Annotated in this window: 16 protein-coding genes, 1 tRNA gene, 1 other RNA gene and 1 pseudogene; 8 read left to right on the top strand and 11 right to left on the bottom strand. The window is 32.7% G+C overall.

The genetic code is table 11. The features are described 5' to 3' along the window. Positions 1 to 53: 53 nt before the first annotated feature. Complete coding sequence (locus tag ONG75_RS06940; protein ID WP_211907559.1) at positions 54 to 752, bottom strand: alpha/beta hydrolase; 699 nt, start codon at positions 750 to 752, stop codon at positions 54 to 56. 134 nt (positions 753 to 886) lie between these two features. On the opposite strand from ONG75_RS06940, the gene ONG75_RS06935 reads away from it, so the two are divergent. The 3 genes from ONG75_RS06935 (at position 887) to ONG75_RS06925 (ending at position 3,535) form a co-directional block, all read left to right on the top strand. After that, positions 887 to 2,074, top strand: a complete 1,188-nt coding sequence (locus ONG75_RS06935) for a cysteine desulfurase family protein (RefSeq protein ID WP_264376095.1) — start codon at positions 887 to 889, stop codon at positions 2,072 to 2,074. A 201-nt stretch (positions 2,075 to 2,275) separates the two neighbouring features. Then, entirely contained in the window at positions 2,276 to 2,998 is a 723-nt protein-coding gene (locus ONG75_RS06930) for a Bax inhibitor-1/YccA family protein (RefSeq protein ID WP_007302228.1), read from the top strand. Then, on the top strand, positions 2,999 to 3,535 hold the full coding sequence (locus ONG75_RS06925; RefSeq protein ID WP_063630821.1) for a cytochrome c oxidase assembly protein: 537 nt from the start codon (positions 2,999 to 3,001) through the stop codon (positions 3,533 to 3,535). It begins immediately after the preceding gene. A gap of 44 nt (positions 3,536 to 3,579) precedes the next feature. On the opposite strand, the gene ONG75_RS06920 is transcribed toward ONG75_RS06925, so the two are convergent. Beyond that, entirely contained in the window at positions 3,580 to 4,110 is a 531-nt protein-coding gene (locus ONG75_RS06920) for an ankyrin repeat domain-containing protein (protein WP_010407015.1), read from the bottom strand. A 281-nt stretch (positions 4,111 to 4,391) separates the two neighbouring features. Here ONG75_RS06920 and ONG75_RS06915 point away from each other — a divergent pair, with 281 nt between their 5' ends. Next, on the top strand, positions 4,392 to 5,369 hold the full coding sequence (locus ONG75_RS06915; RefSeq protein ID WP_264376094.1) for a quinone oxidoreductase family protein: 978 nt from the start codon (positions 4,392 to 4,394) through the stop codon (positions 5,367 to 5,369). A gap of 127 nt (positions 5,370 to 5,496) precedes the next feature. On the opposite strand, the gene dapA is transcribed toward ONG75_RS06915, so the two are convergent. The 9 genes from dapA to elbB all read right to left on the bottom strand — a co-directional run bounded on the left by dapA (position 5,497) and on the right by elbB (position 12,262). Then, a complete protein-coding gene (dapA, locus tag ONG75_RS06910; protein ID WP_029237692.1) occupies positions 5,497 to 6,378 on the bottom strand; it encodes a 4-hydroxy-tetrahydrodipicolinate synthase in 882 nt (293 codons plus the stop codon). 9 nt (positions 6,379 to 6,387) lie between these two features. Beyond that, complete coding sequence (gene ssb, locus ONG75_RS06905) at positions 6,388 to 6,870, bottom strand: single-stranded DNA-binding protein (RefSeq protein ID WP_006014313.1); 483 nt, start codon at positions 6,868 to 6,870, stop codon at positions 6,388 to 6,390. Positions 6,871 to 6,938: 68 nt separating this feature from the next. Further along, positions 6,939 to 7,012, bottom strand: a tRNA-Arg gene (locus tag ONG75_RS06900). 12 nt (positions 7,013 to 7,024) lie between these two features. After that, entirely contained in the window at positions 7,025 to 7,813 is a 789-nt protein-coding gene (locus ONG75_RS06895; RefSeq protein ID WP_264376093.1) for a hypothetical protein, read from the bottom strand. After that, the gene (locus ONG75_RS06890; protein WP_264376092.1) at positions 7,810 to 8,418 is read right to left on the bottom strand and encodes a hypothetical protein; all 609 of its coding nucleotides are present in this window, start codon (positions 8,416 to 8,418) and stop codon (positions 7,810 to 7,812) included. Before ONG75_RS06890 ends, ONG75_RS06895 begins: the two co-directional genes overlap by 4 nt. Positions 8,419 to 8,422: 4 nt before the next feature. Next, a complete protein-coding gene (locus ONG75_RS06885) occupies positions 8,423 to 9,862 on the bottom strand; it encodes a hypothetical protein (protein ID WP_264376091.1) in 1,440 nt (479 codons plus the stop codon). 270 nt (positions 9,863 to 10,132) lie between these two features. After that, positions 10,133 to 11,059, bottom strand: coding sequence for a 4-hydroxy-3-methylbut-2-enyl diphosphate reductase (ispH, locus tag ONG75_RS06880; RefSeq protein WP_139686676.1), 927 nt, complete (start codon positions 11,057 to 11,059; stop codon positions 10,133 to 10,135). Positions 11,060 to 11,117: 58 nt separating this feature from the next. Next, positions 11,118 to 11,426, bottom strand: coding sequence for a hypothetical protein (locus ONG75_RS06875; protein ID WP_010406993.1), 309 nt, complete (start codon positions 11,424 to 11,426; stop codon positions 11,118 to 11,120). A 137-nt stretch (positions 11,427 to 11,563) separates the two neighbouring features. After that, positions 11,564 to 12,262, bottom strand: coding sequence for an isoprenoid biosynthesis glyoxalase ElbB (gene elbB / locus ONG75_RS06870; RefSeq protein ID WP_264376090.1), 699 nt, complete (start codon positions 12,260 to 12,262; stop codon positions 11,564 to 11,566). Between the two features lie 128 nt (positions 12,263 to 12,390). Between elbB and ONG75_RS06865 the strand changes: the two genes are divergently transcribed. The 4 genes and pseudogenes from ONG75_RS06865 to dnaX all read left to right on the top strand — a co-directional run bounded on the left by ONG75_RS06865 (position 12,391) and on the right by dnaX (position 16,765). After that, positions 12,391 to 13,464, top strand: a complete 1,074-nt coding sequence (locus ONG75_RS06865; RefSeq protein ID WP_264376089.1) for a hypothetical protein — start codon at positions 12,391 to 12,393, stop codon at positions 13,462 to 13,464. A 493-nt stretch (positions 13,465 to 13,957) separates the two neighbouring features. Next, positions 13,958 to 14,874, top strand: a pseudogene (locus ONG75_RS07915) (IS5 family transposase). Between the two features lie 192 nt (positions 14,875 to 15,066). Continuing rightward, positions 15,067 to 15,165: signal recognition particle sRNA small type (ffs, locus tag ONG75_RS06850), an RNA gene on the top strand. A 16-nt stretch (positions 15,166 to 15,181) separates the two neighbouring features. Next, positions 15,182 to 16,765: a DNA polymerase III subunit gamma/tau gene (gene dnaX / locus ONG75_RS06845; RefSeq protein WP_264376088.1), complete on the top strand. Its 1,584-nt coding sequence runs from the start codon at positions 15,182 to 15,184 to the stop codon at positions 16,763 to 16,765. The last annotated feature ends 14 nt before the right edge of the window (positions 16,766 to 16,779 follow it).

Genomic DNA, 16,779 nt, shown 5'->3' with positions numbered 1-16,779 from the left:
TAACAAGACTTTTTTTATTTATATTAATACGTTCATTTCTCTCATTTGTAAAGTTAGGCATATTCTTTTACCCTTATCTCTTTTTTAACTTTTTTGGAGGAAGTGACTGCACTGTTTAAGCGTAGTTTTATATAATTATCTATAATTTGAGCTACTTCCTCTTCTTTATCCCTTAAAAAGTGGTTAGTATCTTCTACTATATGGTATTCCATATGGTTATTTTTTACCGAATTTATTAACCTTTGTGCTAATTCTGTTACATCGCTTTCTTCTGAAATTGTATCATTATTACTTTGTATTATAAGTCCAGGAACTGGGCAAGGAGAGAGAAAAGAGAAATCGTACTTAGTTGCTGGGAGAGAAAGGGCAACAAAACTTACTATCTCTGGACGGCGCATTGTCAATTGCATAGCTACCCATGCTCCAAAAGAAAAACCAACTATCCAAATTGGAACATTGTTAGAGTTATGCTCCTGAAGCCAATCAATAGCTACTGCAGCATCAGTTAATTCTCCTATACCCTTATCAAAAGTTCCGGTAGATTTTCCGACACCACGAAAATTAATTGTCAATGCAGAAAAGTTATTATCGATAAAAGATTCATATATAGTATGTATAATCTTACTATCCATACTACCACCATATTGAGGGTGATGATGTAAAATTAGCACAACTGGTGCATTGGTATCTTTGCTTTGATGGTATCTACCTTCTATCTTTTTTGTTGAATTATTTAAAAAGACTTCTACCATGATAACTCCTAATAAAAACCTGTTTTGACAGGTGTTGATAATGTAAATTGTTTATTAATTATGTATTAATTTCCCTGTTTTTGCAATAAATTTTTATCGTGTTAAAGTTAACATACATAATTGGTTGATGGTAAGTGACAAATAAGCCTGTGAGTTTATTCTCTCTGGAAGACAGTAGTTGCGTGTATGCTGATTATAATGCAACTGCTCCAGTGAGTAAAAATGTAAAAAAAAGTATACTTGAGATTTTGTCAAAACAAACACTAAATCCATCATCTCTGCATAAAAGAGGACAAGAAGCGAGGAAGATTCTTAAAGAGGTAAGAGATAACGTACGTGATGCTCTTAGCATTCCAGATGATAAAGAAATAGTTTTTACGTCTGGTGCAACTGAAGCAAACAACCTCGTCATGAGAGGAATGAAAGGCTATCTGCATGTAATTTCAGCTACAGAGCATCCTTCAATTCTTAATTCTGCATGTAATCCACATATAATACCCGTTAATCAAGAGGGTATTGTTGACTTTTTAGAGCTAGAGAAAATTCTAAGCGAACTTGAAGGGAATAAAGTAATAATTTCAGTGATGATGGCTAATAACGAAACTGGAGTTATCCAGCCTGTTAAGGAAATAGCTAAAATGGCACATAAATTCGGGGCAATCTGTCACACTGACGCTGCTCAAAGTGTTGGGAAAATCAAAGTAAATATGGAAGATTTAGGAGTGGATTTACTTACTTTATCTGCTCACAAATTTGGTGGTATAGCAGGTAGTGGAGTTTTAATATTTGACAAAAAGCTTGTAATAGAACCTACTATAATAGGTGGTGGGCAAGAAAAAGGATTGCGTGGTGGTACAGAAAACATTATTGCAATAGTAGGTCTTTCTGCTGCATTGCAAAACATTCCAGATCTTCTATCAAAGATGGATGAAGTAGAGAAGCTACGTGATCAATTGGAGTATGGGTTATTAAGTCTTGTCAGTGATATCAAGATCTTTGGCAGAAATTCTAAAAGATTGCCAAATACAAGTTTCATTTATATGCCGAGAGTGAAGAATGATCTGCAGCTCATGTGCTTTGACTTAAATAATATTGCAGTCAGCAATGGTTCTGCATGTTCTTCTGGAAAAGTTGGGCCTTCTCATGTTTTGCTTGCAATGGGAGCAACAAAAGAGCAAGCAGAATGTTCAATTAGAATCAGTATAGGTCCGGAGGTTAAACCGCGAGACATAGAAAAAATAGTGGATTGTTGGTATAGTATCTATAAGAAGAATGCTTTAGTAAATGCAAAAACTACTTTCACCATTCCCCTTAAATCATGATAGAGGGAATGGTGAAAGTAATTTCTATTGCCAGAGGTTGTTATAATAGTTAAATGCTGCTGAAAACCGATTTGCTTATAGTTATGGAAGAAATTCTCTAATTGCATACCACACCATTCAATTGTAGTATGTCATTTTATACTTGATAAAAACGCTGTATTGTATTATAATATATCATCAAGAGATAATAAGGAGTTACATATGTCTTATATGAAAAACGAACAGGATATTCGCTCTCAGGGCGTTTATTATAGTGCTGGACTCAGGAGTTACCTAACTAAAGTATACAATTATATGGCTTTAGCTTTAGGTGTTACAGGGCTTGTTGCGTTTTTAACAGTGTTTTCTGGTCTTTTCCAGGTGATTTATTCCAATCCTGTTCTATCGCTTGTGGTAATGCTATCTCCAGTTGCATTGGTGTTTTATATGTCTTTTAGGCTTCAACACCTAAGTGCTCAGTCAACACTTACTGTATTTTTTCTATTCTCAGTTTTAATGGGAATTTCTTTATCTCATATTTTTATAATTTATACTGCAGAAAATATAGCGAGAGCATTTTTCATTACATCGATCATGTTTGGTTCTATGGCTTTATATGGTAATACTACAAAAAAAGATCTTACCAGCATGGGTTCTTTTTTGATTATGGGAATCTGGGGGTTAATCATTGCATCTATAGTTAATCTGTTTCTTGGAAGCAGTCCTCTCTATTTTGCAATATCGTTTGTATCAGTGATAGTGTTTACTTTAATGACCGCATACGATGCTCAGAGAATCAAAGATGTTTATTATAGATATAATGATGGCTCAGAAGTTGCAACTACTAAGCTGGCAATACTTGGTGCAACTAATCTTTACTTTGACTTCATCAATATATTCCTCAATTTACTCAGGTTACTTAACTTGTTCAACAATAAGGATTAGATGATTTCCTTTTTAAGGGGAAACAATAAAAGTTCTATAGTTTTCCTCCTAATATCTTTAGTGGTATTGATGCTGTGTCTTGCATATGCTTCAGTACCGTTGTATAGCATCTTTTGTAAAGCTACTGGATATGGTGGCACAACGAGAAAAGTAACTAATGCAACAATAAATGCAACTGACCAAAAAATCAGGATTTACTTAAATGCTGATGTAATGTCCGGTCTGCCTTGGGAATTTAAATCAGAAACTAACTACATCGATACAAATATAGGGCAACAAAGTTTAGTATTTTATTATGCAAAAAATTTATCTGATCAGCCTTCTTTTGGAATGGCAGTGTATAATGTCACACCTTTTAAAGCAGGTAAATATTTCAATAAAGTTGCATGCTTTTGTTTTGAAGAGCAAATGCTGCTGCCAAAACAAAAAGCGGCTATGCCCGTATCCTTTTACGTAGACCCTGAAATAATGCGTGACAATAGTACAAAAGATTTAAGTGAAATAACACTATCATATACGTTTTTTAAGCTTAAATAACAAACCTTTTCCTATTGTAATCCGAACAAGGTTGTACGATACATCTATTGAATTGAGCAGGAGCTCTTATTTGCTTTTTGCACACTGACTACTTGTGTTTCAGTGTTCGTTGTTGCTAATTCCCATCCTTCATTATTTGCTTCACAAGCATTCCAACATTGAGCCAACTCCTTATTATTTTTTACAGAATCTGGTATTTCTATGTTGGGATTTTTTTCTAATGTGTGCTTAATTAGAATCTCACAGCAATTTTTGCGTTCAATTGACTTATCCTTACAATATAATTCAGCAACACACTCTAAAGCAGTGTTTCCATTGTAGTTTTCATCTGGGCTATCATTCACTCCCGCTTTTATGAGAGCCTTTAATATGTCCGGAGAATGGGTCAAAACACAGGTATGTAAATATCCTTTTTCGTTTTGCACATTAGCTCCTGCTTTTATTAAAACTTGCGCTAGATTTGTTAAAGTGTACGGTTTATAGTTAATGGCGATGGAAAAAAGACTATCTATTGGAAAGCCATCATAATCTTTCAAGTCAAATCTGTGATTAATATCAAATCCTTTTTTTCCCAAGAAGTATATAAATATTTACAATAGTCTCCTTTTTTATCTGATTTTTGCATTTTACATTTTAACCTTTCTTTTATTTTTATTATTGGTATCTAAATCGTCATCTTCATCCACTTCACACAACACATTGAATAAAACACCATAAAGCCAAGTTTCTCTGTTTGTCATAATTTGTGCCTCAAAACTATTAACAATACGCTTATGTAGTGTATAAACTCTAAATAACATTTTGCAAAATATTAATTGCTAGATAACATAATTAAAGTTTTTGTCTTACATTTATCATGGTTAGAGCTATACAAATTAAAAAAACTGGGGGGCCAGAAGTATTAGAATTTGTAGATAAGAGCATAGGTGAGCCAAAAGATGAGGAAGTCTTAATACGTCATACAACTATCGGCTTAAATCGTTATGATTTAGAACACAGAAAAGGTACACGCAAAATTAAAGATCTGCCATCAGTACTTGGAGTAGAGTCAGTAGGAGTTGTTGAAAAGCTTGGTAAAAAAATTAGTGATGGACTTAAGGTTGGAGATAGAGTTGGATATTGCACAGCTCCTCCAGGGGCATATTGTGAAAAGCGCATTGTACACCAGAAATATTTGATAAAAATTCCGAATGATATACCTGATGAAGTTGCTGCTGCAGTATTGTTTAAAGGTATGACAGCTCACTATTTAGTTAATCAATCTTATAGAATCAGGCCTGGTGCTTTTGTACTAGTTCATGGAGCTAATGGTGGTTTGGGGCAAATAATATGCCAATGGGCAAAGGATAAAAAAGGTGTAGTGATAGGTTCTATAAGCTCTGACGAAAAAATGAAGATAGCTTTACAAAGTGGCTGCACATACGCAATAAACTACAATGATAAAGACTTCGTTTCTAAAATCATGGAGATTACGAAAAATAGAGGAGTAGGTGCGGTGTATGACCCTATAGGTTACGCTACAAGCAAGCTCTCTTTTGAATCTTTAGGTAAGTTTGGCATATATGTTTCCTATGGGCAGATATCAGGTAATGCTCCTATTAATTTCTCTTTACTTAGTTCGCGTTCGTTATTTGCAGCTGGAACTTCGATATATCACTACAAGCACAATAGACTTACGTTAGTGCTTACTGCAATGGAAATTTTTGAAATGATAAGAAAAAAACTTTTAATTGTACGAATTAATAAAAAATATAAATTTGATGAAATAATAGAGGCTCATTGTGACATGGAAAATAGGAAAGTAAGTGGGCTAAATATTATCAAAGTTTCTTAAATAACTTAGTAACCTAAAATAATTATTCATTAAGTCATATCAACAAGAATTTCATATGGTTAGTTTTCTTATAACAAGTTAGTTTATTTGATGCAGGTGTAGAAGTTGATGATGTGTGTTCCTAGCTTTAGCTATTAGTCAATTCTTTCCATCCAAGAATCATTTTATTAGCTTGCCTCAATGTTTCAATAGAAGGCAAGTCTTCTGTGCTTAGTGGTAGACGAACAGTTTTGTGTTCTATAAGCCCAATGTCATGCAAGAGTGCTTTAGTAGGTATTGGATTGCTGGCAGTAAATAGAGTTTTGCAAGCTTGTTGCCAACTGTCTGCCTGAGGGTTCTCGCCACTCATGCATTGCTTAACATATTCATGTACTACACGTGGCCAAACATTGGCAGCAACAGAAACCAGACCAGCCGCACCCTTAGCAGCCATATCGGGTATCATATTATCATCTCCGCAAAAGACCTCAATATTTGGTGCAACTTTCTTATACTGAGTTAAAGTATCAACGGTGCCACTTGAATCTTTGATAGCCCAAAATTTTTCGTGGCTGGATAAGTTGCGTACAGTTTCAGCGTGAAGACTCACTCCTGCTCTTGATGGAATATTGTAAAGCATGGCTGGCACATGTGCTTTTTCAAGCAGCTTTTCAAACCATAAAGTTTGCCCCATGATTCCAGGCTTTGCATAAATGGGAGTTGTCATTAGATAGCCATGAATAGGCATACCCTTGCAAAAATCAAGCCATTCAAGAGTCTGATATAGATTCACTCCTGGTACACCAATTATAATTTTCGTATTTAATTTTAGCTCACATACAAATTCAACTAATGTGCGCTTTTCAGAATCAGTAAGTGATAAGCTTTCACCTGTGCTACCTAGCAACACTACACCATTTTCAGCTTCAGCTTGCATTGTTAGTAAACGCTGCAAGCTTTGGTAATCTATACTATCTCCACTGCAATTAAAAGGAGTAACACAAGCAGTCCATAAAAATGTAGATTTCAATTGAAGTTATTAAAATGGTATTTCATCATCGATTAGTTCGTCTTTTATATCGTTGTCAAAACTTCCGTGTTTATCTTTTTGTTCTGTTTCATTTTGTTTGTATTCACTTGGCTTGTAATCAGAGTTTGACATACTGTTTCGTGAATCTAAAAGGGTAAGGGCACTATTAAAGTTATATAGCACCACCTCTGTCGTATACCTTTCGCTACCATTTTGGTCAGTCCATTTTCTAGTTCTCAGAGAACCTTCAACGTAAACTTTACTACCTTTGCGCGCAAAATCCTTAACAATTTTTACTAATCCTTCACTAAAAATTACAATATTATGCCATTCTGTCTTTTCAGAGCGCGTACCAGAAAATTTGTCAGTCCAACTTTCAGATGTGGCTATCGAAAAACTTGCCATCTCTTTTCCATTTTGTGTAGTCCTAATTTCAGGATCTTTTCCTAAATTACCAACTAATATGACTTTATTTATAGTACCACTAGACATAATTATGCTTTAAAATAAATCTCTTTATTATCTTATGTGAGAGTATTATTGTCAAATTTAATTAAAAACGCGCTTGGAGGGATTCGAACCCACGACCTTTGCCTCCGGAGGGCAACGCTCTATCCAACTGAGCTACAAGCGCAGATGTATTAGATTATTTAATAGATAAACTATCTAAATCAAATTTTTGTTCTGGATAAAGCGTAAACATAATACCTCCATGTCCAAAATGTACATTTTTAGAATTGCTTATCCGTTCTTTTGTTATCTTTTGGTTTACAGCCCATGAAAAAGTTACATAATTTTCAGTTACTGAGTGCACTTTTAAATCCTTAGTATTTATAAACAACTTTCCATTTACCCATATTTTCCATGTATCGGGGGAAAAGTATAAAATTGAATCTAAACTGACTACTTTACAATTGAAATTTTCTTCCTCTGTAACTACTGAAGACTGTAAGTTAAACTTTTCCATCTCACTAACTATTCTATTAACCTGCTCTTCATCAAAAAAAATGCTTTTTATGCTACCATATTGCGATAAAGTACTCTCTGCTGCCTCTTTTATTATATCGTCTCGATCTATATAATAATTGTTGATAAAAAAACACTCCTTCGCACGCAAATTTGCTATATCAATGAAGTCATTTATTTCTTGATTTCCAACTTTTAAAATACTTTTTAAGTACTTCTTTTCTATAATCATTCCATCATTAGAATGATGACAGACCATTTCATCATTGCCTTGTCTTTCTATATATACACATAAATTTTCACTATTTAACCCTAATATTTTATGCTCAATAAAATCTTCATTACTAATATGCTGTTGGCAAGAATATTTTTTACAAATCCCTATATTTTCTACAAGATCTTCGCAATTGCAATATGCACTAAAATTAAAAAATAGCAGCGTAAAAATAAAAAACAACTTTATATTCATCTACTTAATATGGTATACCAATCAAAAACTATATTAGCTCTCACTATCTCTATCATATTACCACTTAAAATCTGGTTTATAACTTTAGCATCTATATTTCTCTGCTTATTCAAGGTAAGAGATCTGATCATAACATAACCAGGAAGATTTGGAATAGACTGTAGAAATAAAAAAATATGCTTATCGCTAATTGAGCTTAAACTTAGAACCACTTCACTTCTTATTACTTTTGTATGTTCACTTTTATTGTGGAGTTCAGCTTCTTCAGGTATAGAAATTGATATTTCAGGTTCTAACATGTAGTGTTTTTTATATAGCTTGTTAAGCTCAAAATTTAAATTTGTAATGTATCTGCTACTATGTAAATTTGAAGAAGAAATTCTTTTCCATAAATCTAGGTTTTTATTTAGAACGACTTCTTTCTTTTGAATTTCAATGATCTGTAAATTAATAGAGCGTATTTCCTCAGCTGCAGTTTGATTTTTATTATAAACCTTTTTGTTATAGATAATAAAACACGTTGATAACCCTATTAATACAATAGATAACAATAAGTAATATATGCACTGAATTGTAGCTTTTCTTTTTAGTTGAGAGATAGTCATCAATCTACATTGCCTCTCCTATTTCAACATCAATAGATAGATTTTTCTCTTTAGTAGTAGGTAAGCTAGAAATACTAATATCATGAGTACGGAAATTATCGTTTAAATTTTTCTGTAGTTTCTCGTATTGATAAGAAATGTCTTTACCAGATTGAAAATTAAACCTTAAAGTTGTGGTAATATAACTTTTTGCCTCATTATAATTCCACTCAAATAATTGAAGCTCTACATCTGGTACTTTTAGCTTTTCTACATACTTAACTTGTGTGAGAGGAGAGTACTCTATTTTTGATAAAATATTATTGATATTAATAAAATCGTAAACTTCATCTATCTTTTTTACATTATAGCTTTGGCTAAGTTTTATTAGTTTGTTATTTAAAGCACTCCGCTTTGCAGATAAATTATCAGCAACATTAAAATTTGAATACAAATTTTGCAAACAAAAGGTGTTAATTACAATTAAAGTCAAAAGGAGGTATAGAAAAATCCGAGGAGAGTTTAAATAAAGGTAATTGAATAGATAAAATTCTTTAGTTTCTTTTGTATTAAAAACATCTGTTGGCTTATTCTTAAAGCTATGGAACAAAATTGTAGTATCACAAAAGCTATCTTTTTCGCATATAGCTAATTCTGCTCCCAATAGTTTACCTAGCTCATATGGAGTCAATATGTTCACACTATTCTCTGAAAAATTTATAACTGATAAACTAGATTTAATAGCTTCTGATACTATGATGCAAAGGTCGATAGGGTCATTTTTTTCAAATCCAAACTTAGTTAAAGATTGAATTGTATTTTTCACTTCCTGATATATTTCACCAGCAATGATTCCTGGTAAATTATCATTAGTAAATGGTATTAAACGTGTAAATATCATTTTGTTCTCTTTAAGAACCACTTGTCTATAGCCACCTGTTTTAGTTGCAGCAACTATAATTTTCCAGTTACTAGGATCTTTGTGTAGAATCTTTTTTGCTATACTGACTAGTTCTATAGGAAACATTAATATTCCTTTAAAGTTAGAGCCTATTTCAACAAACACGTCCAACCAATATTCTATTAAATGATTTGCTTTTGATGAAACAAATAGATACCACCAGTTTTGATTAAATTTATTCGGCTTTTCGACCAAGAGAATAGAATTTATATCGTTATTATGAGCAAAATGCTCTACTTTTGTTTTTGCTGATAGATAAGCACTAATCCTATTTACTCTTGGGATAGACTGTAGCAAATAGTTCTGATCAGTGTGATTGAGAACCAGATATAAGGGTGCTTTTTTATCTGATGAGAGACATGAAATTAAGTCAGAAACAACTTTATTATTTTTGTCCTTAGCAAAATATCTTTTATTTAAAGTATCATTTTTAAAATATAGTAACATTGTGCCTTCTTTTCCTATAGAAAGCATAAACTTACTTTTGGGTTTTGACCCAAACATATTAACAAAGTGTATACTCATCTAGAATTAAAAAGGTAATTTATTGAAATTCATTAAACATTAGATGACAATATTACTTATATTATAAGTTTTTGATAAAATTAGTAGTAATATTAACCCTTTTGTATGATGAAGGTTTTTTATATTTGTGCTAGACACAACTTAACCTGACAAACGAGGATTAATTATATCTCAGCTTGATATTTTATTCTCCAACAGACTGAAAATTGAATTGAGCTAAAGACTTGATTTGACGCACGTTGTTGCACATTACCATTTAGTATACTTGAACTGAACATTTTCAGTGAATCCATCTGGCATGACTGAAACTTTTGTATTCATATTTATTTTTAAGTAATTTACTAGCTCATCAACTAATATATCAGGAGCAGAAGCACCTGCAGTAATTCCTATTTTTTCTGCGCCCTGCAACCAATTTTTGTTCATACATTTATAATTATCAATCAAATAGGCTCTTTTTCCTGTGGAAATGCACAGGTCTAATAAACGGTTTGAATTTGAACTGTTTTTGCTTCCTACAATTAACACTACGTCTGTAATTTTAGCCAATTTTTTAACAGCGTTCTGCCTATTTTGTGTTGCATAGCATATATCTTTTAAGTCGGGGCCTGTAATGCTTGGAAATCTGAGCTTCAGTGTAGCAATAATTTCTTTGGTATCGTCAATACTTAACGTGGTTTGTGTTACATAAGATAAATTATCTGGATCTTTGATTTGTAAATTGTATACGTCTTGCATAGTTTGCACTAGAGATATAGGATTACTTACTCTTCCTATAATTCCTTTAACTTCTGGATGATTTTCATGTCCAATTAGAATTAATTCTTTACCACTATCCTCATACCTTTTTGCCTCTTTATGTACTTTGCTAACTAATGGACATGTTGCATCAATCACTTGAACACCCTTTCTTTTTGCCTCATCCTCTATACTTTTCGACACTCCATGTGCGCTAAAGATCAATATTCCTCTATTGTCTTTAATGTCTTCTATGCTGCTTACAAAAACCACTCCTTGTTTCTTGAAGTCCTCTACTATATACTTATTATGAACGATTTCGTGTAGTACATAAACTTGGCGTTCATTTTTGTATTTCTCTAAAGTGATTGCTAATATGTCTACAGCTCTTTTAACCCCTGCACAGAAACCGCGTGGTTCAGCTAAGATAATCTCCATTTTTTAAGTAAGTATGTAAACATTGCTAAAAAGCAAGCTCCGCTCACTATGTTTCATATCATGACTGCTTTACTATAATTTCAAATTTATCATTACCAAGATTTTTGTTAATATACCAGGAACCGTCATCTTTAATTACAAATTCAGGACCCTTAAGGTCTCTTTTTATTGTCCTTCCATCTTGGCCATCCATAGCAATATGGATATCGAATGTAACGATGTCTAGATTTACCATAGCCTTTTTCCCACTTTGTGAATTTAGGCTAAACTTGCCCAACATGACATCATTAATACTCACTTCTCCTGCATAAGTATCACACTGACCATCTATACAACACTCACTTTTAATATAAAAAAGATCTAACATATTTAAATCTATAAAAAAAAGAACTAAATTTATATACTAAATACAATTCATCATTAATAAGCAACTATAGATTACTTTGGCTACAGCAATAATGCAACTGGAAGTATAACATAATTAATTGTATAAGAAACTACACTTTAGAGAAATGGTTGTTTGGTTTTTTTATTAATTTTTTTCACCATACTGTCAATCATGTGTTTTATTCCTTGATATACAGAGTGTGTACTTTCATCACTACGCATATAAGCAGAGCAGGAAAATATATTATGCTTTTCGTCTTCTATTGATAGCTTTGTATCGCATGTTATATGTTCGCCGCCGAGCTTCTCTATCAACTGGTCTTTGTCGTTTCCTATAGTTACCTTAATCTTACTTTCTTCTTTACCTATCTTGCTACTTAAAATTAAAACAATAATGGCTGGAGATATACATATAGTTCCTATTGGCTTTTTTGCAACAAAGAACTCTGAGACTAATCTTTCAAACTCAGGCATTACTGTTTTATTTTCAGCTAAGTCAGATAAATTTTTCGCAACTCCATATCCACCAGGTACGACTAGCATGTCAAAATTTTCAGCTTTAGCTTCTCTTAAATCATTTATCTCACCTCTTGCAATTCTTGCTGATTCTACAAGTACATTCCTTTTTTCTTTTACTGCTTCTTTTGTTTTGTGATTCATAACTTGTGTAATATCAATGTCAGGAGCAAAGCACGTGACTTCAACTTCCTGCTGATCAAGCACAAGCAAACTTAAAACTGCTTCTCTCACCTCTGTGCCGTCGAGGTGGCCGCATCCTGATAAAACCACAGCGGCTCTTAATTTTTTCTCACCCATAAAATACCTTGATTTCATATAATCTAGGTATTGTAATACAAATTCCATATTTGGAAAGGAGTAATTATTTTATGTCAATTATAATATAATTAATAATTAGTATATATAATTAGGTATATTTGTAGTTAATGGAGTTTGATATGGCCCTTGAAGAAGATGATGATGAATTTTTTGACGCTCAAATTGACCATCAGGAACTAAGAAAAGCTATTTCAAATATAATAGGAGGCATTGTAAAATCTTCATCAGAGGAAAAAAAAGCGTTATTGAGTAAGATAAGTGACACAGTTGATAAGATAGATATATATGAGCTTAAGTTAGTAATTAATAGCCAGGGTCTAGAAAAAGCCATAAATAAAGAATTATTTACAAAATTCATTGAAGAAGCGCTTGAGAATTTAATGCCAGAAGATGTCGTGCCAGAGATAATAGAAAAGGCGCTACAATCTGTTGAGCGTGAAGCAATAAGTAATATTATAAATAATAATAAAGGTCCGCTGGACAATCTAGTCAATTATTTTAAATCAGCATCTGCAAATGAAAAAATTGGAATGGCTTCTGCTGTAATGGTATTAGGAGCAGCATTTTCTCCGCTTATTGTGCTTGCCACATTAATAGCGCTTGTGGCTATTGGAGCGCGTTATGTAGGAATAGGTATAGGAAAGGCAGGGGAAAAAATAAAAGAAGGTGCGATTGATGCAGGAAAAGCAGTGAAAAGTTCATATAAGGATTTAATAGATAAATTACCTATAATTCAAGCAAGAGAGAATAATTTTGATAAGTTCAAAAATGACTTGTCTGAGCGTATTATAGAAATTGATACGGCACAAAAGCGAGAAGAAATTGGAGAAGATGAAACTAAAAACAATCTTTCTAATAATCTAAAAATGGTAAAAATGCTTCAAAACAAAGAGCAATTAATGGCCATAAAGGAATTAATAAAAGATGGAACCATTAAAAATTTTTCAGAAGATGATATGAACAAACTTCTGGAAAAGGGCCTCAGTACTCATCTAGATGATCAAAAACCATTTGATGATCTTATAGATAAACTTCAATCTGCAATTATGGCAATTGGTAATAATAAAATAGAGGAGGTGGAAAAAAAGGTTAATGAGAAAGTTCCGAAAATAGAACCAAGCCCTAAATTAGATAGTTCAAGTGCTGAACGAGTTAGTGAAGAAGGGAAAGGAATGGATTGATACATTTGAAGAGCGTTTTGATGCAAAAATGTATCTGTCTATCTTATTTTGCCACCCTGCTAAGCGGACACAAAAAATTACTTCCGCGTATTTTGAATCCAATTATAATTACAATTAGAGATATTTATTGAGCTCAAAAATCTATCTCCGTCTGCAGACCTTTTTTATTAAACTCATAAAAAATGTATTCTTCAGTGTATATCTGTCGTATGTGCGCTGCATTTTTTTCTAATCTTTTTTACAGGGGGATTTTATGTCCAGAATTCCAGATATTTGACCTTTATTTTAGCTAATAAAAACCAACTGGTACCTGCGGTTTTTATAGCTACGTTTCTCAAACAAGTTTCAAATGAATAGATTTCTTGCATAACTGGAATTCAAAAGTTGATGTCATTCTAGCGCGTGACGCTAGAATCCAGTCCTTTTGTGCGAAAAACGTTGTAAAGTAACTTAGTTGGATCCCAGTGGGCTTTTTAACTGTTGAAGAAAAAATATGCCACAGAAAATGAAAGTCAGTAACCAAAACGAATATAACAAATTCCTTGAAAAAAGGGGGAATATTTTTCGTTACATCGATGAAGCTATCGAAAATTGGTATGAAAATAGTCCAAAAATGCAGGGCGGCAACTATATTTATAGTGATAAAGTTGTGATTTTAGTGCATATAATCGTCAGTTTCTTTAGAATTGGTTTAAGACAAACAGTCGGGTTTATAAAAGGATATCTGCAACAAATAGGAAAAAATTTGCAGCTATTCACAAGCATCAAAAAAAACTTAATATTAAGATAAATGATTGCAGGATTGATAAAAGCAACATGGAAAATATTGAAATTATCATAGATAGCACAAATTTACAGTAACACTCCTGGCCACAGTAAGGAAAACAGTGCAGATAGAAAGTACCGAAGCTACGAGCAAGTAAGAAAGTTACATGTTATGTTAAGTGTGAATAGTAAAAAAGCTATAGCTGCAAGATACAGTAATGGCGTCTACTCTGACCACTTGCGATTTGCTTGAAGAAGTTAATTTTCAGCACAAAATAAAAGCATTATATGCAGATAGGGCATACGATAGGCAAAAACTTTATAAATTGTGTAAGAAATACGATATAAAGACAAAAGTTCTACCAAAAAAGGATGCAGCAGAACATTCAAAAATAGATTATATGTCTGACAGAAATGCTGCTATTAGGTTAATAAAATTATATGGACAAGATGGTGTAAAAGAGTGGAAAAAGGAAGTACATTATGGGAAAAGATCTTATATAGAAGGATTTTTCTCAAGGTTGAAGCAAGTATTTGTTTAGGAATAAATCTGAAGTAAATCGTGAAAAAGAATTACTAATTAAGTGCTATTTGCTCAACAAATTCACTGGTATTGGTATGGCTAAATTTGAGATAGTTACATGAATTTACCATAAATCACCATCTCATAAAGTGTGATGCAACAAAGCCATCCCAGTGTCAGCTACTCTGATGACAGAAGAAGAGTATTTTAGGTAACAGCTGTTTACTCCAAAGTAATGTTGCAAAAGGTCTAACATATAAATTATAAGACTAATATAGAATATACCTTGCTAAAAAAAAAAAAAAGTATAACCTTTTATAAGGTATGCAGGCAAAAATTCTGTAACTTGGTCAGGTCAGAAATGAAGCAACCATATCAGAATCTTTTTGGGTTGCATACCTATTTGTACTATTTGTTTTATTCTAGGCTATGAACATAGCATTAAAATATCGTCCTAGTAGCTTTAAAGATTTAGTAGGTCAAGATATATTGGTGCGTATACTAGAAAATGCTTTTACTCTCAACAAAATTCCACAATCTATACTGCTTTCTGGTAGCAGTGGAATTGGTAAAACCACCACTGCAAGAATAATAGCTTTATGTTTGAACTGCTCATTGGGGCCAACTTTTGAACCTTGTGGATCATGTACAAGTTGTCTGGCAATAAAAAATTCAAGCCATCCAGATGTAGTTGAAATCGATGCGGCAAGTCACACTAGTGTTGAGGATGTTAGAGCGATCTTGGGAGATATTTGCTATTTACCAATAAGTTCTAAATTTAAGGTTTACATTATAGATGAAGTACACATGTTATCCAGTAATGCATTTAATGCATTACTTAAAACTCTAGAAGAACCACCATCTAGCGTAAAGTTTATTCTAGCAACTACAGAAATAAAAAAGATACCAATAACTGTTATTGCACGTTGTCAAAGGTTTGACTTACATAACATTCCTTCAGCTAAGATAATGGAGCGTTTAAATGATATTGCACAAAAAGAAAATTATTTTATTGAAAAAGAAGCATCGGAATTAATTGCGCACCACTGTAGCAATTCAATGCGTAACGCTTTATTTTTGATGAATCAAGCAGTGCTATATAGCAAAGATGGTACAATATCCACTCAAAGTGTTACAGACATACTTGGTCTAGTAGATAGAAACGTTATATTTGATCTACTGGAAGCAGTATTAGACAGTGATTTACAGAAGGCTTTGTTAGTATTCGACAATGTGGTAAAAACAGCAAATCCGCTCAATATTTTTGAAGATCTACTGCAAACAATCCAATTAATATGCCGTTTTTTAATTACAAAAGAGATTGATACAGAATATGAGAAGAGCAGAGTAAAAAATTTGAGTGCAAAAAAGTCTTTAATATTTTTTTCGAGATTGTGGAAGGTGCTGCTTAAGGGTATTCAAGATATAAAGGTTTCAACATGCAATGAAATTGCCGCTGAAATGATATTAATTAGCCTTTGTTATCTTTCTGATTTGCCTTCTCCGGAACAGGTGATCAAAAAAATTCTTTCACAGAATGTAGAGCAAGGAAATAGACAGGGCAGACCTGTTGCACCTTCCCCCCCTGTCATCCAAGTAGCTGACTACTCGGATCCAAAAAAATATGTGGAAAAACCCCACTCTGTCATCCCAGTGCGTGACACTGGGATCCATGTGAAAAATAAACAACAAAATTACGATTTTGATAAGATTTTGCAACTATTAAGGCAGAGTAACCAAATTTATCTTTACAAACAACTGTGTAGTAATCTAAAATTAATAGATTGTAAATTTGGGTATTTAAAATTAAAAGCTGTATCTAACTTGAACAGTAATTTTTGTAATGACTTGAAAAGTTACTTAAATCAAGCTACTAATCAGGAGTGGGTTATTATAGTTGATACGAGTTATATGAATAGGGAAGTGAGTAATTTAAATTATGCACCTGTAGTTAAGGATATATTAAATACGTTTAAAGGTGCAAAGGTAGTTAATATAGAAAATAAGGAGTAGGTTGTGGATTTCAG

This window comes from Wolbachia endosymbiont (group B) of Sphaerophoria taeniata (assembly GCF_947179355.1).
Classification (GTDB): domain Bacteria; phylum Pseudomonadota; class Alphaproteobacteria; order Rickettsiales; family Anaplasmataceae; genus Wolbachia.
Note: the sequence above shows the minus strand (reverse complement) of the source record. Positions and strands in the feature narration are given on the sequence as shown.

Coding starts and splice junctions, on each gene's coding strand:
- ONG75_RS06940 (WP_211907559.1), bottom strand. CDS start 752: ATGGTAGAAGTCTTTTTAAATAATTCAACAAAAAAGATAGAAGGTAGA.
- ONG75_RS06930 (WP_007302228.1), top strand. CDS start 2,276: ATGTCTTATATGAAAAACGAACAGGATATTCGCTCTCAGGGCGTTTAT.
- ONG75_RS06925 (WP_063630821.1), top strand. CDS start 2,999: ATGATTTCCTTTTTAAGGGGAAACAATAAAAGTTCTATAGTTTTCCTC.
- ONG75_RS06915 (WP_264376094.1), top strand. CDS start 4,392: ATGGTTAGAGCTATACAAATTAAAAAAACTGGGGGGCCAGAAGTATTA.
- ssb (WP_006014313.1), bottom strand. CDS start 6,870: ATGTCTAGTGGTACTATAAATAAAGTCATATTAGTTGGTAATTTAGGA.
- ONG75_RS06895 (WP_264376093.1), bottom strand. CDS start 7,813: ATGAATATAAAGTTGTTTTTTATTTTTACGCTGCTATTTTTTAATTTT.
- ONG75_RS06890 (WP_264376092.1), bottom strand. CDS start 8,418: ATGACTATCTCTCAACTAAAAAGAAAAGCTACAATTCAGTGCATATAT.
- ONG75_RS06885 (WP_264376091.1), bottom strand. CDS start 9,862: ATGTTTGGGTCAAAACCCAAAAGTAAGTTTATGCTTTCTATAGGAAAA.
- ispH (WP_139686676.1), bottom strand. CDS start 11,059: ATGGAGATTATCTTAGCTGAACCACGCGGTTTCTGTGCAGGGGTTAAA.
- ONG75_RS06875 (WP_010406993.1), bottom strand. CDS start 11,426: ATGTTAGATCTTTTTTATATTAAAAGTGAGTGTTGTATAGATGGTCAG.
- elbB (WP_264376090.1), bottom strand. CDS start 12,262: ATGGGTGAGAAAAAATTAAGAGCCGCTGTGGTTTTATCAGGATGCGGC.
- ONG75_RS06865 (WP_264376089.1), top strand. CDS start 12,391: ATGGAGTTTGATATGGCCCTTGAAGAAGATGATGATGAATTTTTTGAC.
- dnaX (WP_264376088.1), top strand. CDS start 15,182: ATGAACATAGCATTAAAATATCGTCCTAGTAGCTTTAAAGATTTAGTA.